This is a genomic window from Aliiglaciecola sp. CAU 1673 (assembly GCF_029223185.1).
Taxonomy (GTDB): Bacteria; Pseudomonadota; Gammaproteobacteria; order Enterobacterales; family Alteromonadaceae; genus Bowmanella.
This window is the reverse complement of record NZ_JARHUG010000009.1, coordinates 74,185-100,420: the sequence shown is the minus strand read 5'-3', so window position 1 is coordinate 100,420 and position 26,236 is coordinate 74,185. Positions and strand designations below refer to the sequence as shown.

Here is a 26,236-nt window from a genome sequence, read left to right as displayed (position 1 = left end):
CTACACGGCGAGCGCGCGCTGGTCAGCCATGCCCATGGCCAGGATCAGCGGGTCGCTTTTCTGGCGGGCAATGAAATCTGCCTTGCTGGACAGATCCTGCCAACGATGACGGATCAGACACTGTGCCGTGGCGCCGCCTAAGGTGGCACCCGGTCCGAGAATAATCAGCTTATCCGGCGCAAATTCCTTAATACTCACTTCTATGGCTTTGCCATAGTCATAAGGCGCCACCACCTGGGTATCCAGGGTGTACTGATAAAGCGCATCGAGGTTGGTGCTATGGGGTTGCCAAATCCTTCCCTGACCGTCAATCATCGGCAGGCTGGGTTTAGCAAACAGCGATTTACCCAGCATGGTTCTGGCCTTGGCGGCAATATCGGTCAACAGTGGGGTATGAAAAGCACCATGATTAAACAAGCGCATGGGATAGGTATCCTGCAGCCTGGGTAATTTGGCTTCCAGCGCTTTTAAGCCGGCGTTATTACCGCCAATCACCAAGTAAGCGCCAAGGAAGATAGAGGGATAAACTTCGGCCCCTTCCTGCTCATTCACTTCGGCCATGTGCTGCATCACCATGGCGCGCATGGCTGCATCTTCCCGCCAGTTTTCATCAAACAGGGGATAGATAAGCTGGCCACCAATCAGGTTTTCTCCCATCAGTGTGCCCATACCGTTGATAAGCTCGATGGCCTGCTCATCGCCCAAGGCACCAGCTACCGCCAGGGCGATATACCAGCCCATGGAATTGCCGGTCACCGCCACAATTTCATATTTTTTACGATCGATGGCTTCGAAGTCTCCCCTGGCACAGGCATAGATCAGGGCTGAGGCATTTTCACCGGCGGTATGCAGTTTCATCTGGTATTGGGCCATGGCATCCAGTTCTGCAATGGGCATCTGACCTTGCTGGTGCCTTAAGGTATCAATCACATCCAGAATGCGGCCTTTGTCGCTATGGTGACGACGAAAATAGCCAAGTTCTTCCTTGTTGTAGGTGCCTCGGCCGGGGCAAACCACCACTACACGTTGTTTGCTCATTAGCTTGCCTCCCTGACGGCTTGCTGATCGCCCCTTACCAGGGTAAGAGCGGCTTCGACGATTTCTTCCTTATCGGGCAGTACCGCATAGCTGGCGCTGCCCAGCGGAATAAAGCTGTCTTCGGCGGTGATGCGGCGAATCTGCGGCACCGGCTGCCCCTGGGCTTGCCGGGCTTCGGTGACGATGGTCACCAAGGCTTCACTGACGGAGCCGCTATAACGGCATTCATCCACAATCAGTACCTTGTCATAGCCTGCGGTCTGTTCGGCAATACCGGCCTCGTTCAACGGCGCCAGCCAGCGCAGGTCCAGCACTTTGCAGTTAATGCCCTGTTCTTTAAGCTGTTTTTCGGCCTGACGGCTAAGATAGTAGCCATTGCCGTAGGTGAGAATGCAAAGATCCTTACCCTCGCCGTATACACCCAGTTCGCCCAATGCCACAGGTTGATTCTGTGCCGGGGGCAGATACTCGAAGGACCACAGATTATCGCCATCTTCATGCAGGTCTTTTTTCATATACAGGGCGATTGGCTCCAAAAACACCACCAGACGTTGTTCTTCACGGGCCAGGCGTACGCATTCACGCAGCATGGAGACCGCATCGGCGCCATTGGACGGACAGGCTAAAATTAGTCCGGGAATATCACGGAACACCGTAAACGAGTTGTCGTTGTGGAAGTGCCCGCCAAAGCCCTTTTGATAGGCTAAACCGGCGATACGGATGACCATGGGGTTGGTGTACTGGCCTTTGGAGAAAAATGGCAGGGTGGCCGCTTCACCACGGATTTGGTCTTCGGCGTTATGCACATAAGCCAAAAACTGGATTTCCGGAATGGGCAGCAGGCCATTGTGAGCCATGCCTATTGCCAATCCGAGGATAGATTGTTCATCCAGCAGCGTGTTGATCACCCTGGGCGTGCCGAATTTTTCACTTAGCTTGGCGGTAACGTTGTATACCCCGCCCTTGCGACCGATATCTTCGCCGCACATCACAATTTCCTGATGCTGGGCCATCAAATCCATCAAGGCCCAGTTGATCAGTTTGGCCAGATGCTGTGGTTTACCCAGATTATGCTTCTCATGGGCAAACAACGCGTCACGTTTGTCTTCATCTAAGAGTCTGTTGGTTAGCTCCTTTTTGGGCGGCACCACGGAAGCTATGATTTGCTCGGCCGTTTGCAGGCGCGGACGGCTGGCCGCCACCTGAGCAATATGCGCTACGCGCTGCTCCACATCCTGGTACAGACGGATGATTTCATCAGCATCCATAATGCCGTTATCCAATAGCAAGCGGGCGCTGTAATGCAGCGGGTCCTGGCGCTCGGCCGCTTCGATAGACTCAAGCTTGCGATAGGCAAACTCGGAATCGGAGCCGGCATGCCCGAGCAGGCGTACCACCTTCATATGCAAAAACAGGGGCATACGTCGGGTGCGTACATAGTGGGCCGCTTCCGAGACCGCGCGATAGGTATCTAATAAATTCAAACCATCGCAATAGCGATAGGCCAGGCCGGCGCGATTGGCGAAATTGGCCTGGATCCAGCCGGTGGGCGTGGAAGTAGAAATGCCGATACCATTATCTTCACAGATAAAGAGTACCGGCATGGGGATGGACTGATACGCCGTCCAGGCAGCCGCATTAATGGCGCCTTGGGCGGTGGAGTGGTTGGCTGAAGCATCGCCAAAACTGCACACCACAATACTGTCTTTCTTAAGTTGCGCCTCTACCCCAAGTTTGGCCGCCAGGGCAATGCTATAGGCGGCACCGGCAGCCTTGGGCAGATGGGAAGCAATAGTGCTGGTTTGTGGCGGAATATACAGATCTTTGCTGCCAATCACCTTGTGACGGCCACCTGAAATAGGATCTTCGGCCGAGGCAGCAAAAGACAGCAGCATATCGTACAAGGGCGTGGAGCCAGGCTTTTGCTTGGAGCGCTGGATGGCAAAGGCGCCGCTGCGATAGTGCAAAAAGGCCATATCATCCATGCGTAGCGCCGCGGCGCAGGCGGCATTGCCCTCATGGCCGGCACTGCCGATGGTGTAAAAGCTTTGTCCCTGCTTTTGCATCAACCTGGATTGTAAGTCCAGATGACGGCTCATCACCTGTGTTTCAAACAGATCCACCAATTGTTCGGCAGTCATTCCCGCTTGCGCTAGGCTGACCTGCACAGGCGAATGTGGCAACTCACCCGATTGCAGCGCACGGATCAGTGCGTCCTTGACGATAGCATTCCTATCCAGCATGGCTCGCTCCCAACCTTAACCGGCGAAGGCTTGCAAGCCGGTCTGGGCCCGGCCCAGGATCAGCGCATGCACATCATGGGTACCTTCGTAGGTGTTCACCGCTTCCAGGTTCATCACATGGCGAATCACATGGAATTCATCGGCAATACCATTACCACCATGCATATCTCGGGCAACCCGGGCGATATCCAGAGCTTTGCCACAGGAGTTACGCTTAATCAGGGAAATGGCTTCCGGGGGCAACAGGCCCTGATCCATCAAACGACCGGCTTGCAAACAGGCCATCAGGCCGATGGTGATTTCGGTTTGCATATCGGCCAGCTTTTTCTGCACCAGCTGGGTGGCGGCCAGCGGACGACCAAACTGCTCCCTGTCCAGGGTATATTGACGGGCAGCATGCCAGCAGAATTCTGCTGCGCCCAGTGCACCCCAGGCAATGCCATAGCGGGCTTTATTCAAACAGCCGAAGGGGCCCTTGAGGCCGCTGACATTGGGCAGCAGGCTGTCTTCGGGGGCAAACACATTGTCCATCACGATTTCGCCGGTGATGGAGGCGCGCAGGGAAAACTTACCTTCAATCTTGGGCGCGCTTAGTCCTTGCATGCCTTTTTCCAGGACAAAGCCACGGATTTCGCCATCCAGTTTTGCCCACACCACAAATACATCGGCAATGGGGCTATTGGTGATCCACATCTTGGTACCGGTCAGACGATAGCCACCATCGACCTTCACCGCACGGCTGGCCATGCTGCCTGGATCCGAACCGGCGTTGGGCTCAGTCAGGCCGAAACAGCCAACCCATTCGCCGGTGGCCAACTTAGGCAGATACTTACGGCGCTGTTCTTCGCTGCCGTAGGCGTAGATAGGGTGCATGACCAGGGAAGACTGCACACTCATGGCACTGCGATAGCCGCTGTCAACGCGCTCTACTTCACGGGCAATCAGGCCGTAGGTCACATGGTTAACCCCGGCGCAGCCATATTCTTCCGGCAAGGTGGCGCCAAGCAGGCCCAGCTCGCCCAATTCATTCATTATGCGGCGGTCAAAATGCTCATGGCGGTTAGCTTCCAGCACTCTTGGCATCAGTTGCTCCTGGCAATACTGATGGGCGCTGTCGCGGATCATGCGCTCTTCTTCGGATAACAGGCTGTCGAGTGACAGGGGATCTTGCCAATTAAAGGGGGCTCTGGACATGAAAATGCACCTTCAAAGTTGTTAACAGAATGATACTAAGATGATTTTAGTTGAAGGAAAAGCTGCATTTTTCTTTAATAGCTATAGTTTTTATCTATATCTAAAAGTCAGGTGTGTGCCATGGATTTACGTGCGCTAGGGCATTTTATCGCGGTCTATGAGCAAGGCAGTCTCAGCGCCGCCTCCAAGAGTCGTTTTATCGCCCAGCCATCGCTCTCGGCGGCGCTGCGACAGCTGGAAGAAGAGGTGGGCAGGCAGCTTTTTGTGCGCCATGCCCGAGGTGTGAAAGCCACTGAAGCGGCGGAGCAGTTATATCCGCTGGCTAAGCAGTTACTCGGACAGGCCGATGCCATCCAGGCCATGTTTGCCGGTAACCGGGTCAAAGAGCCTTTTCGATTAGGCTTGATCAAGGGCTTAGGGGTCACCCGCATGAGTAACCTGCTGAAACACTTTACTTCTGCCCGCGAAACCATGGAGCTAACGCTTGTGCCGCCGGAGGAGCGCTGTGATGCAAGGCTTATCACCCGCGATATGCAGGTGCCCGGAGAGCAGTTTATCCCGGTGTGGTCGGAGCAATATTTACTGGCCATGCCCATGGGCCACCCTCTTGGCCTTAAAGACAGTATTCAAATCACCGACCTCACCGCTCAGCCCTTTATCCAACGAACGCCTTGCGAAGCCTGGAATAAACTGCGGGTGCTGTTACAGCAGCAACAAGTAAGCCTGGATATCCGCGCGCGCATTCAAACCATAGAATATGCGCTTGGCCTGGTAGGTGCCGGTCTTGGCATTGCCCTGGTGCCGGTGCACCAGGAGATGTTAAGCAGTCAGGACGTACGCCAGGACATTCGTTTTTGTGCGCTACAAGGCCTGGAGTTAGTGCGCGAAGTGGGTCTGGCCTATCGTCAGGAGACCGACATTGTGCAAGTGTTGAGGCAATTGGTCAGCTGATCTTCTGCCACTTCGTCTTTGAGCCACTGCCTGAAGGCCAGGATACGGCTGAGTCTGGGTGAGTCCGGGTCGTGTAGCACGGTAAAAGTCAGACCCGGCTCAATGGCAATCGCAAACGGCTTGACCAGAATGCCACGGCGGATCATCTCACCGGCCAGGCTGGGGGTGGAAAGACAGATCCCATGACCGGCCGCTACTGCATTGATGGCCATCTCCCAACTGCCCACTTCCATCCAGCGCAGGGTATCTTTTTGATAATCCAATCCCGCCAGTTCGAACCAATTTCGCCAACTGAACGGACCGGGATCATAGCCTTCCACCAACCAGCATTGTTTGATTTTGCTGGGATGATCCAGCTTCACATCCTGTATTAACTGTTTGGAACACACCGGGAACACCGGTTCACGGATCAGCACTTCCTGACACAAGTCGGGGAACTGGCGGTTGGTCTGCCGAATAGCCACGTCCAGCTCCGAGTGACGCAAATCTTCTAACTGAGGAGAGGCCATCACCCGTACTGAGATACCGGGATGACGCAGGGAAAACTTCCAAAGCCTTGGCATCAGCCACATGGAGGCAAAAGAGCCTGAGGTGGTGACCGTTAACACTCCCTCTTCGGGTTCGCATTGTACCTTGTTAAAACCTTCTACCATTAAGGACAAGGCTTGTGAAACGTGCTCGGCCAATGAGTTGCCCCGCGCGGTGAGGCGCATCAGTCGTCCGTCACGGACAAACAACTTAACCCCGAGGGTTTGTTCCAGGCTGCGAATTTGCTGACTCACAGCCGCCTGGGTAATGGCCAGTTCATCGGCCGCCTTGCTGTAACTTTGGTGGCGGGCGGCGGCATCGAAGCAGCGCATCACAGGTAATAGTCTGAGTCTTTTGTCCATAAGTTGAACTTATACAGATAGAAAGTATTGATCGTTGGCTGAGATAAAGATGCTAGCCGATACTGTTGCATAAATCAGCAACTATCGGGAGCATAAACATGTTGGCGAGTACCACAATATTGAAAGAAAAAACAAAGGAAAAGGCAAAGCCTGCGAAAAAGGAGAAGGCCCACAAGCGGACTTTCTCCGAGTGGCTAATGCTCATATCAAAGCGTCTTGGACTCGAAGGCGCTGTTAAGCAAAAGTAATAATTAAGATGCGCTTATTCTCCATAGCGACGCACCACTTTGTTGTTCAAGGCCGAATCGTCCAGTTCCAGTTTTACCGGGCGACGCAGAATGATTTGGCCTTCTATTCGGGTATTAGCGGAGACATAGAGTGTTGGGGTGTCATTATCGCCCCATGACCAGAACCGATTATTATTGTGTTCGTGGGTAAAGATGACATCGCCTTTAACAAGGGTATTGCCCAACAAGTGAATATCGCCGTTCCCGGTTTTTACATCCCGGCCCACCACTGCGTCCTGAAGACGGATATCACCATTGACGGTTTCTACTTCGCCACCGATATCCGCTCCCGTTGCGGTTTGAATATCGCCGTTGACGGTAATCAGATCGCTTCGTACTGACAGTTGAGACCTGGCTTCGATACCACCGTTGACCGTTTCGGCGCGATCGATACTGACTCGCTCCCCCAGTTCGATACCGCCATTGACGGTGCTGACATCTCGTGCACTACTGTCATCTTCCAAGGTCACACCGCCGTTAACGGCACTGACATTGCCGGCTTCACTGTGTGGATCCACACTAATGCTGCCGAACACGCCGCTGATATCGCCTTTGTCCTGATGACTGCCAACGTGAATGACGCAACCCGCTAACAGGCTGCTTAGTATCAGGGCGGTACATACTTTGGTGAATGGGATCATGGTTTCTCCTGGTAAGTGTGATGAGTTTTATGCGCTAACGCTTTTATTGGTGAGGATAGCTAGCAATAACACTGCCAAAGTTAACCTATTGAAAAATATGGAGTTAAGTATTTATTATTGGTTTTGGCGGTTTCATTTTCCGCAAATTTTGGTGAGATTGACCATAGGATAAGGATCCGAATCGCACCTTTAGATTGTTCTATATCAAGGATTGCTTTTATGTCTTGGCGGACACTACGCACGCCGTTGAAGTAACCGGTAGCGGAGTCCCTATGACGAATATCCCAGACAGCCATGAAGTCAGTTTTCCAGAAAGTGACATTCTGCTCTCCACCACTGATCTGGACAGCCGTATCACCTACGCCAATGAAACCTTTTGCCGGATAGCCGGGTACAGCTTTGAGGAAATGCAGCATAAGCCTCATAACCTGGTGCGGCACCCCGATATGCCCAAGGTTGCCTTTGCCTCCCTTTGGGAGACAATACGGCAGGGACAGTCATGGATGGGGCCGGTAAAAAATCGTTGTAAAAACGGCGATCACTATTGGGTAAACGCACTGATTACGCCGATTAAAAATGCCGAAGGACAGGTGGTCGAATATCAGTCTGTGCGCACCAGGCTGACGCCGGAGGTTAAGCAGAGGGCGGCCAACGAATACGTCAATATCAATAAGGGTAAGGCAACGGTCGCTACCCGAAAGTTGCATGATGTGACGGCCTGGCTGGTATGGACCCTGTATCTGGCCTTCGTACTCAACCTGTGGATGTTAGTGAACACGGATTATAGCTGGCCGCTCATCTTTTCCAGTCTTTTGCTATTAGGTGCAGGAGTGGGTCTTAGCCTTTGGCGAAAGTCTTACTTGAAAGTGGTGGGCAAGGCCAGGGCAGTTTATGACAGTGCCTTAATGTCCAGGCTTTATGCCGGACATAGTGATCAATTAGGTCAAGTGGAGCTGGCTTTGGAAATGCAGCAGGCCAAGCTTCGTGCTGTGGTAGGCAGAGTGGAAGATGTCTCCGGACAGGTCAACAATAATGCCCAGCGCAGCTTTAACAGTGGCCAGTTTGTGGCGGATTTGTTGGGCCAACAGGCCGATGAAGTGACCCAGATTGCTACCGCCATCGAGCAGTTCAGCGCCACGGTAAAGGATTCCGCCCATTCGGTGCATGAAGCCGCCCAAGTCGCCGAAGCTTGTGAGCAGCAAACCGAAAGAGGTAAAGCGGCGGTACAGCAGACCATTTCATCTATTGCCCATCTGGACAGTCAGTTGTCCCAGGCCTCCGAGCAGGTGCGTAAGATGGAGCAGGGCAATAGCCTGATACAGGATACCCTTGAACAGATTGACGCCATTGCTGAGCAGACCAACTTACTGGCGCTGAATGCGGCGATAGAAGCTGCCCGTGCCGGTGAGCAAGGGCGCGGCTTCTCGGTGGTGGCCGATGAAGTGCGCAGCCTGGCCGGCAGAACCCAGCAAGCCACACAGCAGATCACCCGATTGCTGCATGAGTTGACCCAGACGTCCGATATGGCGGTGCATGCCATGGTGGATGGATTATCTCTATCGGCACAGAGCGTTAAAATGGCCGAGTTAAGCGGGACCAGCCTCGATGAAATCGCCAGGGAAGTTGCGCGCTTGGCAGATCTAAACCGCAGTATTGCCTCGGCCATTGAAGAGCAATCCATGGTGGCCGATCAGGTTGCCAGCAATGTGCAACGTACCAAGGAGTTGGCCCATGAGAGTGGTCAACATGGCCAGCAATCCCAGTTCTTGAATACTGAGTTGGTGGCACAGATTGCTGTTCAAAGTGCCTTGGTCAGACAATTCGCCTGAGATTAGCTCACCGCTTCGCGCACCTTAGGCATGATACGCCTGCTCACAGGGACCTTGTGCTTGGAATCCAGTGTTAAGATACCGGTGCCATTTGGCTCCCGGTCCAAGGAGGAAATTCTGTCGGTGTTGACAAGGTAAGAACGGTGTACCCGCAGGAAAGTGCCTGGCAGGCTTTCTTCCAAGGTGGCCAGACTGCTGGCGCTGTCCAGTAATAAGCGTCCATCGTCGAGCATAAACTCCACATAATCCCGGTCCGATTTGCAGTAGAGCAATTGATCGGTTTTAAATTGCTCGATGTTGCCTGCGCTACTGATGCTGAGTGTTTGCGGAGATTGCTCCGCTTCCAGACGTGTTAAAGTCAGAGCTAACTGTTCGGCCCGTTGCTGTTCACTTTTGCGCAGGGAACGCTCTTTTACCAGGCTGGTGGCTTGTGAATGTGCAAGCAGTAACATCAAGCCAGCCAGCAAGAAATAGAAATTAGTGTCCAGAAATTGGGAGGGGGAAAACAGCACCGTAATGCCAAACAGACTGAGTATAACCATGGGCAGCATGGCCTTGTGCCGCCCCTGAAAATAGCGCCAAAGCAATATGTTCAACCCCAGTAGGCAGGCAATCAAAACGCTGGTACTGGACTTATCATCAAAGCCTTCACGGCTAACTGCACCTAATACCACCAAGATTGTACCCGCCAACAGCATTGACCAGCGTCGCGATGGCCAAAAGCGTGCAAGCAGGTGATAGAGCAAACCAATGCAAAAAGACAACACGCAAAAAAGTATGCCGAGCAAGCGCAAGTCATGCCAGGGGTAACTGTATGGCCAAAGGGCCCGGGATACTTCTGAAAAAAGTTGCAGTGTGGCCATCAGCGCCATCCAGGCCAGGGCCAGAGTGGGGCCTTTGTGGGCCGAATTGGCGCCCAATACCAAAAGATAGAGGCTAGCCAGCAGCAACGCACCACTGACGGTAAAAGAAGGCCAGTAATGGCGGAGCATCCAGGCTTGTGGCTGCTCATAAGTGCCAAAGAAGATTCCATGGACCGGCGCGGCCAGGGATAACTGGCTGTGCCAGCCCGAGAGCAGCAACACCAATTCGTTGCTTTGTTGATTAAGCAATTCTCTGGGCACATAAAAAACCCTATCCATCTGACCAGCAACTTCCTGGTTTTTGTCCAGGCCCGGCGTGCCGTTACTGCCAAGTTCAGTGCCGTTTAGGTATATCTTGCTGGCCATCTTGCCTGACACATACAGGCCGATGGGGTGTTTGCTGTTTAACAGCTTAGGTGAAATGCCTAAGTGGGTTTTTACCCACAGTGCCTGCTGCTGCGGATCCAATTCCCTTGGCGTGATCAGATTGCAATCCGGTGCGGAAAAATCAGCCATTGCATCGGTAGAGTGCGCCTTACACACATGCAGTTTGGCATCGAAGATGGACAATGGCGCATCTTGGCCAAAACTCTTCGTCATAGATAAAAGCAGGGAAATCAAAAATAACAGCCGCATAGCACAACACCAGCATGAGTTTGAGCGATATTGTAAAGACAGTGTCCGTTAATTGCAGGGCTATCTGCTTACCGCTCGCAGAAATCTGCCTACCGTTTGCAGAATAGCCCGGGAATAAAGGACAAAGCGGGGATAAGGTGCATCCGACATTTTCAACCAGGAGAACCTATGTCACGCATCTTAGTTACCTTTTTTCTGGGGCTGTACGCCCTGACTTTGTCAGCACAGGAGCAAGCATTTGAGTTTGTTGCCGACTCCGGAGAAAAGGTCAGCGCATATCGTGGTGAGTTACAGGTGCCCGAGTTCAGAGGCGATGAAAACAGCCGGCTGATCCCCCTTCGTTATGTGCGCTTTGCTGCCACCACCGATAAACCTGGCGCGCCCATTGTCTATCTGGCCGGCGGCCCAGGTGGTAGCGCAGTTGCAGCGGCAAAATGGCGGCGTTTTCCACTTTTTATGGCCTTACGAGAGTTTGGCGATGTAATTGCATTGGAACAGCGCGGTACGGGAGATAGCAATATCCTGCCGGAATGCCAGCCAGATCAAGAACTGCCACATCAGCAAGGCTTTACCGACGAGCAATTTATTCAGCAATATCGCCAGGCTTTTGCCGGGTGTCTAACCTTCTGGCGTGAGCAAGGGGTGGATGTGCGCGGTTATAACACCAATGAGAGTGTGGCCGACCTGGATGCGCTGAGGCAGCACTTGGGGGCGCAAAAGCTCAGTTTGTGGGGGATTTCTTACGGTACCCATCTGGCGCTGGCAGCGGTGAAGCTGATGCCCGAGAAGCTGGATAAAATAATCCTCGCCAGTGTCGAGGGGTTGGATCAGACCATTAAACTACCGGCACAGACCGATGCCTACTTTGCCAGGCTGCAGCAGGCCATTGACGGTAACGAGCAATTGAAAGCCCAATTTCCGGATGTTCAGGCACTGATGCGCAGGGTTCACGACAAGCTGGAAAAATCACCTCAGCTACTTAATCTGGCCGATGAACAGCAACCCGCCCAGCCTTTTATGCTGCAACGACGCGATATGCAAAGGCTGGCCTCGGCCATGGTAGCGGATCCCGCCTGGGTTTTGCAGTTGTTAAAGCTATACCAGGCTGCAGACCATGGTGTCTATGCGCCGGTCAGCCAAGTTATCCGCCGCTACTACAAACCCGCAGAGAGTCTGAAGTTTTCACCCATGTCGACCTTAATGGATGTGGCTTCGGGTATCGACGAGAAGCGCAAAGCGCAGGTTTCTGAGCAGGCCGAAACAGCCTTGCTCAAAGACTACCTTAATCCCAGTTTGTTTCTGGATGGAGTTGCCCCCGAGTTGGATTTGGGTAATGACTTCAGGACGAACCCCAAAGCTGAAATACCCGCCCTGGTGTTAAGCGGAACGCTGGATGGTCGAACTTATATAGACAGTCAGCGTGAGGCGGTCCGTGGTCTTAGCAACAAAGTGGAGGTGACTGTGGTAAATGGTGGCCACAACCTTTTTATGATCTCACCCAAGGTAACGGAAACCATCAAAGCTTTTATGGCCGGTAAGACTCTGTCTGAAACCAGGATTGATGTGCCTTTTCCTGTAGCAATGCCATAAAAAAAGGGGAGCTTGGGCTCCCCTTTATGCTTTAGAAGCGGCCTTTTACGCCCAGCTTGATGGAGCGCCCGGGCAGGGGGGCAACGTCTTTGAGGAAAGAGGAGTGCACCCTGGCTTCTTGATCACTGAGGTTTTCACCTTTAATAAACAAGGTCATATCCGCCATGTTCATCGGCAGGTAGTAGTTTATGCTGGCCGATACCAGGGTATAGCCCTCAGTTTCGGTCTCCGATGCCCCAATTTTTTCTTGTTTGGCATAGTGGGTGGCGCCGGCTTCCAGGTGCCAGTTGTCCACCTCAAAATGTACTGATGAACCCAATCGTAGGGGCGGGATACGGGGCAGATTACCGCCTTTATCCAATTCAGCGCGGGTATAATCGGCAAACAGATCCAAACGCCAGTATTCATGGAAGTGCCAATCCATCTGCGCTTCAAAGCCATAGAGTTTGGCATCTTGCTGGGCAAACTGGTAAACCGGCAGTGCTGCGCCTTCCTCATGACCATGCTCGTCTATGATGTCCAATTCATCCGCAGGGTGTAAGTGGCCATCTAACATCAACAAGTTGGTATCGCGCTGGAAGACGTAGTTATCCACCTGGTTGTAGAACAAGCTGACGCTGCCTGACCAAAGGTCGCTGTGATAGCGGTAACTGAGGTCAAGGTTATTGGAAATCTCTTCACGCATGGTTTGGCTGGATTGGGACAGTTCGTATTCGCCATCCACTTCAAGGATCTCAAAGCCGCCACCCACTTCAAAGGTGGAGGTGGCAATATGGGGGCCATTGGCAAAAATCTCAGAAGCCGAAGGTGCGCGCTGGGAGTGAGCCAGATTGACAGCCACTGACTGGTGTTGGTCGAGGCTGTAAACCAGGCCAAGTGAGCCACTGAAGGACGTATATGACTGCTCGTCAAAGGCTATCTCGTGATCTTCGCCTTCATGTTCATGAGCCTGGTCATGGAAGAATTCGTTATCTACCTGATGGCGGGTATCTTCAATACGCGCTCCCCATTGCCACAAAATATCACCCACTGGTTTTTCTTCCAGCAAGAAGAAGGCCAGGCTCTGGCTTTGGGTGGGCGGCGTAAAGGCTTCATCGCCAACCGCGGCGAAGTCGGTGTCTTTGTAATGCACCCCAAGCACGCCCTGCCAACCCAGAAGCGGCTGGTGCTCTCCCCATAGCCTGGATTCCAAAGTTTTGTTGCTGAAGGTGGTGCCGGTCATGCCATCTTCGATTTCACCATGTTGGTAATCGGTGTAGGCGTTATGCCAGTGCAGGGCGGCAATCGGGCCGTCAAGGTTAAGCCAGTCTGCCACGGCCTGATAGCGGTCTTGCGTCATGCGTGCAAAAACCGGCTCTTCTTCGCTATGGGCTTCTTCTTCGCCTTCCTCTTCGGCATGACCATGCAAGCCGTGACCATGGCCTGGTATGCCATAGTCAGACTCAAGACGACCGTAAGAAAAGGCCAGGCGTGTGTTGCCCTCTATCCAGCCGCCGCCAACCGTAAAGCCCTGGGCGTCGATGGCCGAGTTGTCCAGCTCTTCCTCGATCTCGCCTTCTTCATTCAAGATGCCATCGGGAAGTTTGTAATCATCGGTGCTGCGATCAAAGGCATCGAAATGCCAGGCTAAGGCACCGGCGCCACCATTCAAATCGGTGGAGAAGGTGCGCTCATTGGAGACAGAGTCATACAACCCCACCAACTCGCCGCTTAGCTCATTTTGCTGCTGCAAAGGCAGACGATTGTCCACCACATTGACCACACCGCCGATGGCGCCGCTACCGTAGAGCAGCGTTGCCGGGCCGCGCAAAACTTCGATCTGAGTCGCAGTGGAAACCTCGGTGGACACCAGATGGTCGGGACCGACTCTGGAGGCATCAGAGGCATCCATTCCGTTTTGCACGACTTTGATACGGGGACCATCCAATCCGCGAATAATCGGGCTCGAAGATACGGGACCAAAATAACTGCTGTGCACGCCAGGCACGTTTTTCAGGGTTTCCCCTAAGGTAGCAGCCTGATTCTGATCCAGGGCATCGCCACTGAGGATAGTCACCGGCGTAGCCGATTCCAGAACTGTCCGCTTTAATGGCGAGGCTGAAATCACCAGTTTTTCTATCTCATGTTCATCTTTTTGCGTGGATTTGTCAGTTTGGGCCAATGTGATGCCCGGAAACAAAGCCAGAAACAAGGGAGCAAGGCGAAACGGATGGGAGCGCACAGATAGTTACCTCTATATTATTTGTTATAGTATAACATTTCTTTGGTCGGTTCCGTCAACACCCCGGTTATCCATCTTGACTAATCCCGCTCTGCTAATAAGCTGGTGGCATATCCCAGTTAATGAAAAGGGCGAAGGGTGTCAGACCCTCAACATTCGGTACAACAGCTGATCAAAAAGCTCGCATTACCCAAAGAGGCGCAGGCTAACTTTGAGCGCTATTGGTGGCCACTGGCAAAACGCCTGGCACAGGTCGATAAACCTATGGTCCTGGGCATCAGTGGTGCTCAAGGAAGCGGCAAATCTACCCTCGCTACCGCCCTGCAAATATTGCTTGGCCAGACGTTTGGTTTACAGGTGGCTACTCTCTCTTTGGATGACCTTTATTTTCCATTGTCGCACCGGCGCTGGTTGGCACAGCATATCCATCCCCTGCTTAGGACACGCGGTGTGCCAGGCACCCACGATATAACGCTTGGACTGGAGCTTATCCGTCGTTTACGCCAGGGGCATGATCTGACCCTGCCAAGATTTGATAAAGCCTCTGATGACCGACGACTGGAAGGGGAATGGCTGCAAGGACCAGTGGATCTGGTGATTTTCGAAGGTTGGTGTTTGGGGGCATCGGCCCAGAATGACGCGGCATTAGAACAACCGGTTAATGCCCTGGAAGCAGAGCAGGATGCCGACGGTCGTTGGCGACATCATGTCAACCAATGTCTGGCTGGGCCTTATCAGCGCTTGTTCGGGCAAATGGATATGTTAATTCAGCTTAAAGCGCCAAACTGGCAAGCCGTGACCCGTTGGCGTAAAGAACAGGAGCAGGCACTAATCGCCATGCAAGGTAAGGGCATGGATGAAGCAGAATTGTCCCGGTTTTTATTGCATTATCAGCGTATTACCGAGCACCAACTAAGACATTCTCCGGCAAACGCCATCATCTATCGCTTGGATGAGCAGCGCCAAGTAACAGATATGCAGCAAGGAGGAAAGCCCGATTATGTTATCTGAACATTGGCAAAAGCTTGAAGCGCTCTGTCATCAGTACCCTCAGCAGTTACGCAGTCTGCATGAAATCCAGGGACTGATATTTGCGGTAGCGGCCGCGCCTGAGATCCCCTCACCTCAGCTATGGATGGGGTGGGTGCTTATCTCTCCTGAGGAGGTCGAGGAAAATCTGGCCGAACCGCTGTCGCAAGCGCTGATGGACAGTTTTAAAGCGCAACTGGTGGCCATGCGCGATCAGGAACCGGCATTGCCGAGGACTTGCGATTATCACGGTGGCATTACCATGGAAGATCCCTTAAGTCAGTGGATGAGCGGTTGTTTACTGGGGCACCAACACCTGCAGAATGTGTGGCGAAAAGCCTGGGAAAAGATGCAGCAAGCTACCCCGGAGGAAGCGCCACAAACGGCCAAAGATCTAACCCATTTGCTTCGGCTATTCAGTACTTTTGCCAATATACCTCTGGCCTTGGAGCAAGCCCGCGAGCGGGGACAATCTGATTTGGAGGGACAACTTCCCTTGATTGCTCAGACGCTGCCAAGAGCATTAAAGCAATATGTGGATCTGGCCGGCGACCTGGCGGCTTTCCTACCCAACCAGTTTGAGACCTTTACTTCCGGAAAATAATTTTAAATTTGCTTAACCCCTTCTTAGGCTCCCAGGCGTCTTGTTATTGAGAGCAATAAAAAGGAGTCGGGTTATGAGTACATCAATTCAGCCGTTTTACCCTGGTCAGCATCCTGGTGCACCAGAGAATATAGGAAAGGGTGTGGCCAAGGTGCTGGCATTTTCGGCCATAGCCGCTGCAGTAACGTTCTCTCTTTTTGTGCTGATGGACAGGCTAACCCGCATTGATGGCGAGTATCAGGAACAAGCTGGAGAGAGCATACTGATCGACCCGGTTTTTGCAGCTGAGGATAAGCCGGTTATCACCAGGAAAGTCTTGCCTGAACCGCCAAAACCTATGGAAAAACCTGATGTGCCAGAGTTGGAGCCCATGGCGCCCAATGATGAGGCACTGGGTGAACCGAACTATGATCCGAACAGCTTACTAAGCAAATTCTCTCAGTCTGAGATCCCCCTGTTTTCCCCCACCGAAGGCGATGCCAAACCTGTGGTACGAGTTGAGCCTAAATACCCGATGGAAGCTGCGCGCGATGGCATTCAGGGATGGGTAAAGCTGGTCTTTGACATCAACTCACAAGGGGCTGTGGAAAATGTCAGGGTGCTGGATGCCGAGCCTAAACGCATATTCGATAGCGAAGCAAAAAGAGCATTATTGCGCTGGAAATATCAACCCAAAGTTGAAAACGGCAAGCCAGTGATGCAAAGCGGACAAACTGTCATGCTAAGCTTCAACCTGGAGGGGTAGATTCCCTCTTCGACAAGGAATGAGATGACATTTACTTTCGCACTCAAGTCACTTTTCAATCTTGAAATCAGTAATGAAGAACTGATGCACCGCTATCGCCAAAGTGGCGATAGCGAACTGCTTGCCAGGCTCTATGACAATTGTGCCGATGATCTCTTTCACTTTCTGGTGTGTCAATCTGACGCTGAATTAGCCCGGGAAATTGCCCAGCGTACCTGGCTAAGAGTGATCGAGAGGAGACACTTATTTGCCAGCGATAGCCAGTTTAAGGCGTGGCTGTTTACCCTGGGCCGTAATTTGCTGATGGATGAATACCGACGCCAAAAACGCTGGCAAGGCGATGATTCAGCACTGCCACAGATAGTTGGTGAAGACAGTGCAACACAGCACCCGTTGCAATCAGAGATGGCAATGTTTGAAACAGCATTGGCAGCCCTTCCGTTTGAACAACGAGAAGCCTTTGTGTTGCAACAAGAAGGGTTCGGCCTGCTGGACATCGCCCATATCACCGGGGAAAGTCAGGAAACCATCAAAAGCCGTCTGCGCTACGCCAGGCAAAAACTGCGTCAACACATTGAGAAACATCATGAGTGATGAACAGCTGAATCAACTTTATCAGCAGCACAAAAAACGCCATAAAACCACCAAGGTGGAGCGTCATTTGATCCTCACCAAAGCCAGACAGGCTCAGGAAAACCATGCAGCAAAAAGTATTGATCCCTGGCGCTGGACCCTGGGTGTGAGTCTTTGCGCTGGCCTGCTGGTACTGTTTACTTTGGTAATGGGAGAGCAGGGATGGCAATACGGGCAGCAACAATCTCCCATGCAAGTGCAGATACACAGTTTGAATGACGAATCCGGATTGCATGACGATACCAGCAGGCTGAGGGAGAAAACGCAGGCCCAAAAGGCGTATCATTATGCCAGGTATCAGCAGGGGCAACAGTTGCTGGCGGCCCATCACCAACAAGGCGCGGTGCTGGTTAGCACCGAAAATGGCTGGGAATTTCAGACCTGTGAGAATGAATTGTTGGTGTTAACCCAAGCCTTGGTAGAGCAGATGCAAAACTTGCAGCGCTTTGACAACAGCTTACGAAATGGTGACAGGGTAGAGATTCAATTTGACCAGCAGGGTCGTATTGTTTTGATCACAGCCAGTGCCGCGCAAGCCTGCTAGGAGAGTAACGGCACCAAGCCCCGGCAAGGCTTGGTGCAATAACAGTGGCTATTTGCCAATCAACCGCAAAAACTCATTGCGGGTGGATTGGTTATTGCGAAACGCACCCAGCATCACCGAGGTGACCATGGATGAATTTTGCTTCTGCACACCGCGCATCATCATACACATATGCTTGCCTTCCATCACCACGCCGACGCCTTTAGCACCAGTGACTTCCTGCACCGCTTCGGCGATTTGCTTAGTCAGGCCTTCCTGGATCTGTAACCTACGGGCAAACATATCGACAATGCGGGCGAACTTAGACAGGCCCAATACTTTACCGTTGGGCAGGTAAGCAATATGGCAGCGGCCAATAAAGGGCAGCATATGGTGTTCACAAAGGGAGTAGAACTCGATGTCTTGCACGATCACCATTTCGTCCATATCCGATTCGAAGACTGCGTCATTCACCACGTCGCTGAGGTTTTTTTCATAGCCGTCGGTTAAGAATTGCATGGCCTTTGCGGCGCGCTTTGGGGTGTCCAGCAATCCCTCACGGGTCACATCCTCACCCAGAATCTGGATAATTTTGTGGTAATGCTGCTGCAATGATTCAGACATGAATGGATCTCTTTTCAAAGGTTGACTCGCCAATTTCGAATTATGTTAGCGTTACGTGTCGTTGCAGACTTTGGATTTGCTAATCCGAAATTTCATCGGCTTTGCCAAACCGGGCAAATTAAAACATCATACCACAGGCCTGCAAACAGGCAGCATTCCCATTCGTAATTGGAGCATGATGAACAGCAAAAAATCCCTTTGGCATCAAATCATCGGCTTTGGTACTGAGTGTAAAAACTGTCGGATGATCCGCGCTGCCCTTATCTGGGGTATTCTGATGTACCTGCTTTTTTATTTCGCTTTCTTATAGGCCGGACGTGGACGACATTATCTATATTCGCGCAGACACCAAACGCAACGGTTTTACCACTATGCTGATTGGCATCATTGGCTTGTCGCTTTCCCTGGCTTGGTTAGCGTGGCTGCCACCAGTCATGAAGCTCGCTGGCATCTTTCTGACCAGCGCTTCACTGGTGGCTATTTTGATCGGCTGGTTTAAGATCCGCGAGCCCGCCTACAGTGTGGCGCTGACAAAAGAAAAGCTGCGGTATGAACATCGTAAAGGGCAGTGGCAGTTAGATTGGACCAATATCCAACGGGTGGATATTCCCAGGGTGAGTCGGGGATTGGAGCAACAGGATTTGGCCATGGTTGGTATTCGCATAAAGCACTACGAGCCCCTGTTGGAAACCATTTCTCCGCGTCTTGCCAGCAATATTCTGATGCAACAGCGCGCGTTGTTGTTGCAGGACAGTTGTAAAACCGGCCAATGCTACAGTGAAAACCTGGTGGAAGGGGAAACCTTCAAAGGTGAAAACGGCAGACAGTATCGTGGTATTCAGGCGATGTTCGCCAATCGCATGCGCCGAACCCGTGAGATCCTGGGATATGATCTGTTTATCGATGTTGCCGAGCTGGATCGCCCAGCAACTGACTTTGTGAATTTATTGCGGGCCTGCCAACAGCAGGCCGTAGTATCTGCTTAGACTGGCTCTACCATCAGGCTGTGGAACAGATGCTCTGCTGCTACCTGTACCTCATGACATTCCTGACGAAATGCTGCCAGCAGGGCGTCCAAGTCTTGTGTTTCACCGCGTTTTAAGCTGGTTTCCAAGGCATCACAGCAGGCTTTAAGCTGCGGCACACCTGTATAACAACAGGCACCATGTAATTTGTGTATGTGCTGCAGCAGCTTCTCGAAGTCCTGCTCCCGTGCTGCCTGTTCGATGGCCTCCTGCGCTTCGGGCAACTGGCTGACAAAGGCTTCCAGCATGTTTTTGGCGTGACCGGGATTCCCGCCGGTTTGTTCAATCGCTAACGACCAGTCCAGGCTGTCACTGTGCGGTATTTCTGGCACCTGGCACCAACGCTCAATCAAATCAAACAGCGCATTAAAGTTGATGGGTTTAGGCAGATAATCGTCCATGCCACCGGCCAATAGCTTTTCCTGCTCTTCCTTAAAGGCGTGGGCAGTGACGGCAATAATCGGCGTCCCCTGATTAAGTTTGGTCTGGCGAATAAGACCGGTTGCGGTCAGACCATCCATTCCCGGCATCTGTATATCCATCAGAATCAGGTCAAAAGCAGTCTTATGACATTGTGCCACCGCATCCTGACCGCTGTAGCTTAATCTCAAGTCGATGGGCGATTGGCGTAGCCAGGTATCCAGCAGGCGCAGGTTGAGCTCCATATCGTCCACGGCCAGAATTTTGACCCTTGGCAGGTCCTGTAAGCGGTCCTTCAGTTGATTGGCTTGCACTGGTGCTGCAGGTTGCAACAAGCCGCTAAGCTTGGTGGGCAATAGAGGGCGTTCCATCCAACGGGAAAATACCTGCTCAAAGCCCTCCAGGGATTCGTCAACATTGGTACCGCAATCCAACAAGATTTTCTGCTTGGCATTCACCAAAGACATCAATTTCAGTTTGCGATCCTGCCTGGCTTTTTGGTTGATGCAGCTGGCAAACAGGAAGTCATATTGGCGCTTAGTATCAGTAGCAAACGACAGACTGTCGGCGCTGGTTACCTTGGCGCCTAGCTGGCGCAACAGTCCAGCGGTAGCGCGTCTGGAGGGAGGGTAAGCGTCGAAAACCAGAACTTCTTTGCCCTGCCAGCTATTAAGGGGGGGGAGCGACAATTTGTGACTGAGTTTGTTGGTGCGCAGGGTGACAATAAACTCGCTGCCTTCACCCAATTGGCTGTGCAGTTCAATCTCGCCGCGCATCAACTTCACCAACTCACGGCAAATAGCCAGGCCCAATCCGGTCCCCTGATATTCGCGACTTACGGTGGAATCTAGTTGAGAGAAGGCCAAAAATAGTTTTTGCTGGTCATTTTGGCTGATGCCGATGCCGGTATCTTCCACCTTGAACACCAGTTCAAACATATTGTTTTCCAGTTCGCGGCCACCCACCGACAGCTTAACGTGTCCCTGATGGGTAAACTTAATGGCGTTGCTAAGCAGATTGGTCAGCACTTGTCTGATCCTGGCGCCGTCTCCCACCAATTTTTTAGGTACAGGGGCTAACTCACAGATAAACTCCAGCCCTTTACTATGGGCTGAGCGAGCCATCAGGCTACTAAGTTCTTCCAGCAGTTCGGCGGGATTGAAGGGAACATTGTTGATTTGAAGCTTACCGGCCTCAATCTTAGAAAAATCCAACACATCATTGATGATATTCAGCAGGCTTTTGGCCGATACATTAATAATTTTGGCGTGCTCTCGTTTCTCCGCCGGCAATGGTGTGTGGGAAAGCTCTTCGCTGAAGCCGATTATCGCGTTTAGCGGAGTACGAATTTCATGGCTCATATTAGCCAGGAATTGGGACTTGATATTACTGGCTTGCACTGCCTGGCGACGGGCCATATCCAGACGAATATTCTGCTCTTCAATAATATCCAGGTTGTTCTGTAAATCCTGAGTGATCTGATCCACCGAGCGTGATAATTGGTCGCGGCTTTTTTCCATCAGTGCCAGTGAAAACAATCCTGCTTCGATAAATACGCCAATCTGGAAACAATATGAGGTCACAAAGTTTGAAGGTAAGAAGCCCATCAAACTTAGCATACCTGCCAGTGCGGCTGTCAGCAGAATACTCCAGGCAAAGATAAAGTAGCGTGCTGGTCGGAAATGATTGGCATAGCTCTCGTAACCGGCATAGAGAAAGGTACAGATAGCCAGCATGCTGGCCATATAGACCGCATTATTATGAAAGGCTGCAGGCAGGATCTCTGTCAGAGACAGCAGACCCAATGTGGCGCATAGGGCAAGACTTAAATAGATAAATTTGGTGGTTTTAGGGGCCGTCAGCTTGGCATTCAGGAATAGCAAGGTAAACAAACCGGCACCGAGCGCGACCAGAATAAACAGCAGGTCTGTGTGTTGTCCCAGCCATTCACTGAGCGGTCCTGGCAGATAAGCGTGCATATGGCCGCCCCAGATAAACTGCCACAGCATCACTGAACTGATATACAGACAATAGGCCAGCAGACTCCAGTCCCTGACGCTGAAAAATAAGGTAAGGTTGTAGAGCAACAGCACCAGGAGACCGCCGTAAAAAACGCCCCAGAGCATATTGTCCAGGGATTGCAACAGGGTGTGCCTGGGCTTTGCCATCAGATCCACAGGCAGGACCCTGGCTTCGCCCTCACTTTGCAGGCGAATAAAGAGATCGAGTTTGGTGGCATAAGGCAGTTCTGCCTCAAGGGTCGGGAAGCGATAGGTTTGTGGTCGTAGTTTACCCTGCAGACTTTGTGCGATGATTTTGTCACCGGAGACCAGATAAAAATCCACTTTATCGTTCTGTGCGTAACTGACATCCACTACCCATTCGGCGCCCTGACTGACATTGCTGAAGGTGTAGTGAAACCACAAGGCATCATTACCAAAGCCGTAATTAGGGTTTTTGCTTGCCGGCCAGCCAAATTCGGTTTTGCGTTCGATAATCTGCTCAATATCCAGGGTGGCGTCCACATCCCGGAAGAGTTTGAAATGATCATCTAATGCCTGGGTTTTATCGCCGTCGATCAGCTGCAATGTTGTTTGCGCGCAGACAGGGACTAACAGACCCGCCAACAGGCAAGAGAAAAACAACAGCAATCTCATGGGCGAGGTCCTTTGCGCTCAGGGAACGGAATAATGGAGTAGGTATTATTTAAGCATTGTCCACGCGGTGATACCAATGCTAAGTTGGCTTGATAACATAGGAGTGATCATGAAAAAGCTTTTAACCCTTTACGCAGCATTAATTAGCCCGGTTGTTTTTGCCAATCCGCTGGCCAATCTGACGTTACCCGAAGGCTTTCAGATAGAGGTGTATGCCAACGATGTTAAAAATGCCCGGCAGATGGCCATGGGTGATAAGGGCACGCTATTTGTTGGTAGCCGCAATGCCGGTGTGGTTAATGCTGTGGTCGATGTGGACGGTGACTTTAAAGCCGACAAGGTAATCGAAATTGCTTCGGGCCTGACTATGCCGTCGGGGATCGCCTTTAAAGACGGCAATTTATATGTAGCCGCGATCAGCCAGGTTCTGGTGTATGAAGATATCGAGAATCGTCTGGACAATCCGCCCGCAGCAAAAGTGCTGATCGGTAATCTGCCAACGGATGTGCATCATGGCTGGAAATACCTGGGCTTTGGACCCGATGGTTGGCTCTATGTGCCAGTGGGCGCGCCCTGTAATATCTGCCAGACCCTGGGTGATGATAAGTTTAATGATGAGCGTTATGCCAGCATCCTTAAATTCGACCCAAAAACCAAAGAGCAAAAGATCGTAGCCCGCGGAGTGCGTAACTCCGTCGGTTTTGACTGGCATCCGAGCAGCAAAGAGTTTTGGTTCAGTGATAATGGCCGCGATTGGCTTGGTGATGAATTGCCACCCTGTGAGATCAATAAGGTGACCAAGGAAGGCGAGCATTTCGGTTACCCTTACTTCCATGGGGGGCTGGTTGCTGACCCTGAGTTTGGCATGGATAAAAAAGCCAGTGATTATGTGCAGCCGCAAATTCGTTTGGATGCCCATGTGGCACCGCTAGGCATTAAATTTTATCGTGGCAGCCAATTCCCTAAAGAATATACACAAGCCTTGTTTGTGGCCGAGCATGGCTCCTGGAACCGAGCCGATAAGTCCGGATACAAAGTGATGGTGGCCAAATCCCAGGCTGACGGTAGTTTAAAGTATGAGGACTTTATCACTGGTTGGCTTAACGAAAAGGATGAAGTCAGCGGCCGTCCGGTGGATGTACTTAACCTGGCCGATGGCAGCATACTGGTGTCAGATGATTTCGCCAACGTCATTTATCGGGTAACCTATCGCGGCGCCAGCGAATAAAACTAGAACTACAAGCAGTCACTATGAGCCAAGATATCAGCATTAGCGCAGACGGCATCGAACAGCTGCCGCTGCACCGCTTTACCGAGGACGCTTACCTCAACTACTCCATGTATGTGATCATGGACAGGGCGTTGCCACATATTGGCGATGGCCTTAAGCCGGTACAGCGGCGCATTATTTACGCCATGTCAGATTTGGGCTTAAGCGCGACCGCCAAATACAAAAAGTCCGCCCGTACAGTGGGTGACGTATTGGGTAAGTTCCACCCTCACGGCGACTCAGCTTGTTATGAGGCCATGGTGTTAATGGCCCAACCGTTTTCTTATCGCTATCCGCTGGTGGATGGCCAGGGGAACTGGGGGGCGCCGGACGATCCTAAATCCTTCGCCGCCATGCGTTACACCGAGGCCCGGCTGTCCAAATTCAGTGAAGTGCTGCTCAATGAGTTGGGCCAAGGTACAGCCGATTGGGTGCCTAACTTTGACGGCACCTTAAAAGAGCCCAAAGTCCTGCCAGCCAGATTGCCGCATATCCTGGTCAACGGGGTAACCGGCATTGCGGTGGGGATGGCCACCGATATTCCACCCCATAATGTGCGAGAGCTGGCCAACGCCTGTGCGCTGCTGCTAGATAACCCCAATGCCGGCCTGCAGGAATTGATGCAGTTTGTGCAGGGACCAGATTTCCCGACCGAGGCGGAAATCATTACCCCCAGAGACGAAATTCAGAAGCTGTATGAGACCGGGCGTGGTTCCATAAAGGCCCGCGCTGTCTATGATGAGGAGAATGGCGAGATTGTTATTACCGCACTGCCTCATCAAGCCTCTGGGGCCCGTATTTTGGAGCAGATTGCCGGTCAGATGCAGGCGAAGAAGCTGCCGATGGTCAGCGATTTGCGTGATGAGTCGGATCATGAAAATCCGACTCGCCTGGTGATTACACCTCGCTCCAACCGCGTTGATGTGGAACAGCTGATGCAGCATCTGTTTGCCACCACCGATTTGGAAAAAAGCTACCGGGTTAACCTCAATATGCTGGGCTTGGATGCCCGTCCGCGGGTGAAAGACCTGCGGACCATTTTGTCTGAATGGCTGGTATTTCGCCGCGACACCGTGGTTCGCCGCCTGCAGTATCGCCTGGACAAGGTGCTGGCGCGCCTGCATATCCTCGAAGGTTTGCTGATCGCCTTTCTGAATATTGATGAAGTCATTCACATCATCCGCACCGAGGAAGAGCCCAAAGCCGTGCTGATGGCCCGTTTCGGTATTACCGACAAGCAGGCTGAAGCCATCCTCGAGCTGAAATTACGCCACTTGGCCAAGCTTGAAGAGATGAAAATCCGCGGTGAGCAGGATGAATTGGACAAGGAGCGCCAGCAGTTGGAAGGCATTTTGGGCTCCAATACCAAGCTCAAGAACCTGATCAAAAAAGAGATCCTCGCCGATGCGCAAACCTATGGTGATGAGCGTCGTTCGCCCATCATCGAGCGTATCGAAGCCAAGGCCCTGAGCGAAAAGCAACTGGTGCCGTCAGAAGCGGTCACCGTAGTACTTTCGCAAATGGGCTGGGCCCGCTGTGCCAAAGGCCATGACCTGGATGCCGAGGGGCTTAGTTACAAAGCCGGTGATAAGTATCTTGCCGCGGCCAAAGGTCGCAGTAATCAGCCGGCGGTATTCCTTGACTCCTCGGGACGGGCCTTTGCTTGTGACGCCCATACTTTGCCTTCGGCCCGCAGCCAGGGTGAACCCCTGACCGGGCGTTTTGCCATTGTTGGCGGCGAAAGCGTCGAGCATGTGGTGATGGGCAATGAGGAAGACGCTTATTTGGTCGCCTCCGATGCGGGATACGGTTTTATCGGAAAGTTTGCCGATATGGTCAGCAAGAATAAAAACGGCAAAGCCTATCTGACCCTGCCTTTGGGGGCCAAAGTACTGCCCCCGCAGCGCATTGAATCTCCACAAAATGACTGGTGTTTGGCCATCTCCACAGAAGGCCGGATGCTGATGTTCCCGTTAAAGGATTTGCCCATGCTGGGTAAAGGCAAAGGCAATAAGATCATCAGTATTCCCAGTGCCCGTGCCCAGGCCAGGGAAGAATATGTCAAAGTGCTGGCTGTGGTACCGCAAGGCGCGCAGGTCAAGATCCTTGCCGGCAAGCGAGCGATGAGTTTAAGTGCTGAGGACTTAAGTCACTTCCAGGGTGAGCGTGGCCGCCGCGGACACAAGCTGCCCCGTGGCTTGCAACGGGTGGATGGCGTAGAAGTGGTAACAGCGCAAAGCACAGCTGGAGACATACCGCCGGCGGACACGCCCACATCGGAAGCATAAAAAAACGCCCTCATGGGCGTTTTTTTAATCTCTGC

The 26,236-nt window shown here is 52.3% G+C and carries 21 protein-coding genes; 12 read left to right on the top strand and 9 right to left on the bottom strand.

Going from position 1 to position 26,236, the window contains the following annotated elements; all coding sequences use genetic code 11:
* From P2G88_RS10405 to P2G88_RS10395, 3 genes are read right to left on the bottom strand one after another with little or no spacing between them, the layout of a single operon-like run.
* Window positions 1-1,038: an ACP S-malonyltransferase gene (locus P2G88_RS10405; RefSeq protein ID WP_275795797.1), complete on the bottom strand. Its 1,038-nt coding sequence runs from the start codon at window positions 1,036-1,038 to the stop codon at window positions 1-3.
* Entirely contained in the window at window positions 1,038-3,281 is a 2,244-nt protein-coding gene (locus P2G88_RS10400) for an alpha-ketoacid dehydrogenase subunit alpha/beta (RefSeq protein WP_275795796.1), read from the bottom strand. Before P2G88_RS10400 ends, P2G88_RS10405 begins: the two co-directional genes overlap by 1 nt.
* 15 nt (window positions 3,282-3,296) lie before the next feature.
* Window positions 3,297-4,475 carry an acyl-CoA dehydrogenase gene (locus P2G88_RS10395; protein WP_275795795.1) on the bottom strand — a complete coding sequence of 393 codons (1,179 nt, stop codon included), beginning with the start codon at window positions 4,473-4,475 and terminating at the stop codon, window positions 3,297-3,299.
* A 120-nt stretch (window positions 4,476-4,595) separates the two neighbouring features.
* Here P2G88_RS10395 and P2G88_RS10390 point away from each other — a divergent pair, with 120 nt between their 5' ends.
* Window positions 4,596-5,426, top strand: a complete 831-nt coding sequence (locus P2G88_RS10390) for a LysR family transcriptional regulator (RefSeq protein ID WP_275795794.1) — start codon at window positions 4,596-4,598, stop codon at window positions 5,424-5,426.
* Here the strand turns inward: P2G88_RS10390 and P2G88_RS10385 are convergent.
* Together P2G88_RS10385 and P2G88_RS10380 are read right to left on the bottom strand one after the other, a co-directional pair.
* On the bottom strand, window positions 5,381-6,316 hold the full coding sequence (locus P2G88_RS10385; RefSeq protein ID WP_275795793.1) for a LysR substrate-binding domain-containing protein: 936 nt from the start codon (window positions 6,314-6,316) through the stop codon (window positions 5,381-5,383). The two genes, P2G88_RS10390 and P2G88_RS10385, sit on opposite strands and share 46 nt — an antisense overlap.
* A gap of 262 nt (window positions 6,317-6,578) precedes the next feature.
* Window positions 6,579-7,244 (bottom strand): hypothetical protein, encoded by a 666-nt coding sequence (locus tag P2G88_RS10380; RefSeq protein WP_275795792.1) that lies wholly within the window; start codon window positions 7,242-7,244, stop codon window positions 6,579-6,581.
* 272 nt (window positions 7,245-7,516) lie between these two features.
* Between P2G88_RS10380 and P2G88_RS10375 the strand changes: the two genes are divergently transcribed.
* Window positions 7,517-9,073: a PAS domain-containing methyl-accepting chemotaxis protein gene (locus P2G88_RS10375; RefSeq protein WP_275795791.1), complete on the top strand. Its 1,557-nt coding sequence runs from the start codon at window positions 7,517-7,519 to the stop codon at window positions 9,071-9,073.
* A gap of 2 nt (window positions 9,074-9,075) precedes the next feature.
* On the opposite strand, the gene P2G88_RS10370 is transcribed toward P2G88_RS10375, so the two are convergent.
* Window positions 9,076-10,572 (bottom strand): LytTR family DNA-binding domain-containing protein, encoded by a 1,497-nt coding sequence (locus P2G88_RS10370; protein WP_275795790.1) that lies wholly within the window; start codon window positions 10,570-10,572, stop codon window positions 9,076-9,078.
* A gap of 168 nt (window positions 10,573-10,740) precedes the next feature.
* On the opposite strand from P2G88_RS10370, the gene P2G88_RS10365 reads away from it, so the two are divergent.
* Window positions 10,741-12,162, top strand: coding sequence for an alpha/beta hydrolase (locus P2G88_RS10365; protein WP_275795789.1), 1,422 nt, complete (start codon window positions 10,741-10,743; stop codon window positions 12,160-12,162).
* A 31-nt stretch (window positions 12,163-12,193) separates the two neighbouring features.
* Here the strand turns inward: P2G88_RS10365 and P2G88_RS10360 are convergent, their stop codons facing one another.
* On the bottom strand, window positions 12,194-14,353 hold the full coding sequence (locus P2G88_RS10360) for a TonB-dependent receptor (RefSeq protein ID WP_275795886.1): 2,160 nt from the start codon (window positions 14,351-14,353) through the stop codon (window positions 12,194-12,196).
* 168 nt (window positions 14,354-14,521) lie between these two features.
* On the opposite strand from P2G88_RS10360, the gene P2G88_RS10355 reads away from it, so the two are divergent.
* The 5 genes from P2G88_RS10355 (at window position 14,522) to P2G88_RS10335 (ending at window position 17,938) form a co-directional block, all read left to right on the top strand.
* Window positions 14,522-15,394: a hypothetical protein gene (locus P2G88_RS10355; RefSeq protein ID WP_275795788.1), complete on the top strand. Its 873-nt coding sequence runs from the start codon at window positions 14,522-14,524 to the stop codon at window positions 15,392-15,394.
* The gene (locus P2G88_RS10350; protein ID WP_275795787.1) at window positions 15,384-16,016 is read left to right on the top strand and encodes a UPF0149 family protein; all 633 of its coding nucleotides are present in this window, start codon (window positions 15,384-15,386) and stop codon (window positions 16,014-16,016) included. The genes P2G88_RS10355 and P2G88_RS10350 overlap by 11 nt, the downstream gene beginning before the upstream one ends.
* 73 nt (window positions 16,017-16,089) lie before the next feature.
* The gene (locus tag P2G88_RS10345) at window positions 16,090-16,761 is read left to right on the top strand and encodes an energy transducer TonB (protein ID WP_275795786.1); all 672 of its coding nucleotides are present in this window, start codon (window positions 16,090-16,092) and stop codon (window positions 16,759-16,761) included.
* Between the two features lie 24 nt (window positions 16,762-16,785).
* Window positions 16,786-17,355 carry a sigma-70 family RNA polymerase sigma factor gene (locus tag P2G88_RS10340; protein ID WP_275795785.1) on the top strand — a complete coding sequence of 190 codons (570 nt, stop codon included), beginning with the start codon at window positions 16,786-16,788 and terminating at the stop codon, window positions 17,353-17,355.
* Window positions 17,348-17,938, top strand: a complete 591-nt coding sequence (locus P2G88_RS10335; RefSeq protein ID WP_275795784.1) for a hypothetical protein — start codon at window positions 17,348-17,350, stop codon at window positions 17,936-17,938. The genes P2G88_RS10340 and P2G88_RS10335 overlap by 8 nt, the downstream gene beginning before the upstream one ends.
* 48 nt (window positions 17,939-17,986) lie before the next feature.
* Here the strand turns inward: P2G88_RS10335 and folE are convergent, their stop codons facing one another.
* Window positions 17,987-18,541 (bottom strand): GTP cyclohydrolase I FolE, encoded by a 555-nt coding sequence (folE, locus tag P2G88_RS10330; RefSeq protein ID WP_275795783.1) that lies wholly within the window; start codon window positions 18,539-18,541, stop codon window positions 17,987-17,989.
* A gap of 55 nt (window positions 18,542-18,596) precedes the next feature.
* On the opposite strand from folE, the gene P2G88_RS10325 reads away from it, so the two are divergent.
* Window positions 18,597-18,851: a hypothetical protein gene (locus P2G88_RS10325; RefSeq protein ID WP_275795782.1), complete on the top strand. Its 255-nt coding sequence runs from the start codon at window positions 18,597-18,599 to the stop codon at window positions 18,849-18,851.
* Between the two features lie 7 nt (window positions 18,852-18,858).
* Entirely contained in the window at window positions 18,859-19,527 is a 669-nt protein-coding gene (locus P2G88_RS10320) for a DUF2982 domain-containing protein (RefSeq protein ID WP_275795781.1), read from the top strand.
* Here P2G88_RS10320 and P2G88_RS10315 read toward each other — a convergent pair.
* Window positions 19,524-22,643: a hybrid sensor histidine kinase/response regulator gene (locus P2G88_RS10315; RefSeq protein ID WP_275795780.1), complete on the bottom strand. Its 3,120-nt coding sequence runs from the start codon at window positions 22,641-22,643 to the stop codon at window positions 19,524-19,526. The genes P2G88_RS10320 and P2G88_RS10315 overlap by 4 nt on opposite strands.
* Window positions 22,644-22,752: 109 nt before the next feature.
* Here P2G88_RS10315 and P2G88_RS10310 point away from each other — a divergent pair, with 109 nt between their 5' ends.
* Complete coding sequence (locus P2G88_RS10310) at window positions 22,753-23,871, top strand: PQQ-dependent sugar dehydrogenase (RefSeq protein WP_275795779.1); 1,119 nt, start codon at window positions 22,753-22,755, stop codon at window positions 23,869-23,871.
* 23 nt (window positions 23,872-23,894) lie between these two features.
* Complete coding sequence (gene parC / locus P2G88_RS10305; RefSeq protein ID WP_275795778.1) at window positions 23,895-26,201, top strand: DNA topoisomerase IV subunit A; 2,307 nt, start codon at window positions 23,895-23,897, stop codon at window positions 26,199-26,201.
* Window positions 26,202-26,236: the final 35 nt, after the last annotated feature.

Bases quoted from the DNA above. Each gene is read 5' to 3' on its own strand.
- P2G88_RS10405 (WP_275795797.1), bottom strand. From the start codon at position 1,038: ATGAGCAAACAACGTGTAGTGGTGGTTTGCCCCGGCCGAGGCACCTAC.
- P2G88_RS10400 (WP_275795796.1), bottom strand. From the start codon at position 3,281: ATGCTGGATAGGAATGCTATCGTCAAGGACGCACTGATCCGTGCGCTG.
- P2G88_RS10395 (WP_275795795.1), bottom strand. From the start codon at position 4,475: ATGTCCAGAGCCCCCTTTAATTGGCAAGATCCCCTGTCACTCGACAGC.
- P2G88_RS10390 (WP_275795794.1), top strand. From the start codon at position 4,596: ATGGATTTACGTGCGCTAGGGCATTTTATCGCGGTCTATGAGCAAGGC.
- P2G88_RS10385 (WP_275795793.1), bottom strand. From the start codon at position 6,316: ATGGACAAAAGACTCAGACTATTACCTGTGATGCGCTGCTTCGATGCC.
- P2G88_RS10380 (WP_275795792.1), bottom strand. From the start codon at position 7,244: ATGATCCCATTCACCAAAGTATGTACCGCCCTGATACTAAGCAGCCTG.
- P2G88_RS10375 (WP_275795791.1), top strand. From the start codon at position 7,517: ATGACGAATATCCCAGACAGCCATGAAGTCAGTTTTCCAGAAAGTGAC.
- P2G88_RS10370 (WP_275795790.1), bottom strand. From the start codon at position 10,572: ATGCGGCTGTTATTTTTGATTTCCCTGCTTTTATCTATGACGAAGAGT.
- P2G88_RS10365 (WP_275795789.1), top strand. From the start codon at position 10,741: ATGTCACGCATCTTAGTTACCTTTTTTCTGGGGCTGTACGCCCTGACT.
- P2G88_RS10350 (WP_275795787.1), top strand. From the start codon at position 15,384: ATGTTATCTGAACATTGGCAAAAGCTTGAAGCGCTCTGTCATCAGTAC.
- P2G88_RS10345 (WP_275795786.1), top strand. From the start codon at position 16,090: ATGAGTACATCAATTCAGCCGTTTTACCCTGGTCAGCATCCTGGTGCA.
- P2G88_RS10340 (WP_275795785.1), top strand. From the start codon at position 16,786: ATGACATTTACTTTCGCACTCAAGTCACTTTTCAATCTTGAAATCAGT.
- P2G88_RS10335 (WP_275795784.1), top strand. From the start codon at position 17,348: ATGAGTGATGAACAGCTGAATCAACTTTATCAGCAGCACAAAAAACGC.
- folE (WP_275795783.1), bottom strand. From the start codon at position 18,541: ATGTCTGAATCATTGCAGCAGCATTACCACAAAATTATCCAGATTCTG.
- P2G88_RS10315 (WP_275795780.1), bottom strand. From the start codon at position 22,643: ATGAGATTGCTGTTGTTTTTCTCTTGCCTGTTGGCGGGTCTGTTAGTC.
- P2G88_RS10310 (WP_275795779.1), top strand. From the start codon at position 22,753: ATGAAAAAGCTTTTAACCCTTTACGCAGCATTAATTAGCCCGGTTGTT.
- parC (WP_275795778.1), top strand. From the start codon at position 23,895: ATGAGCCAAGATATCAGCATTAGCGCAGACGGCATCGAACAGCTGCCG.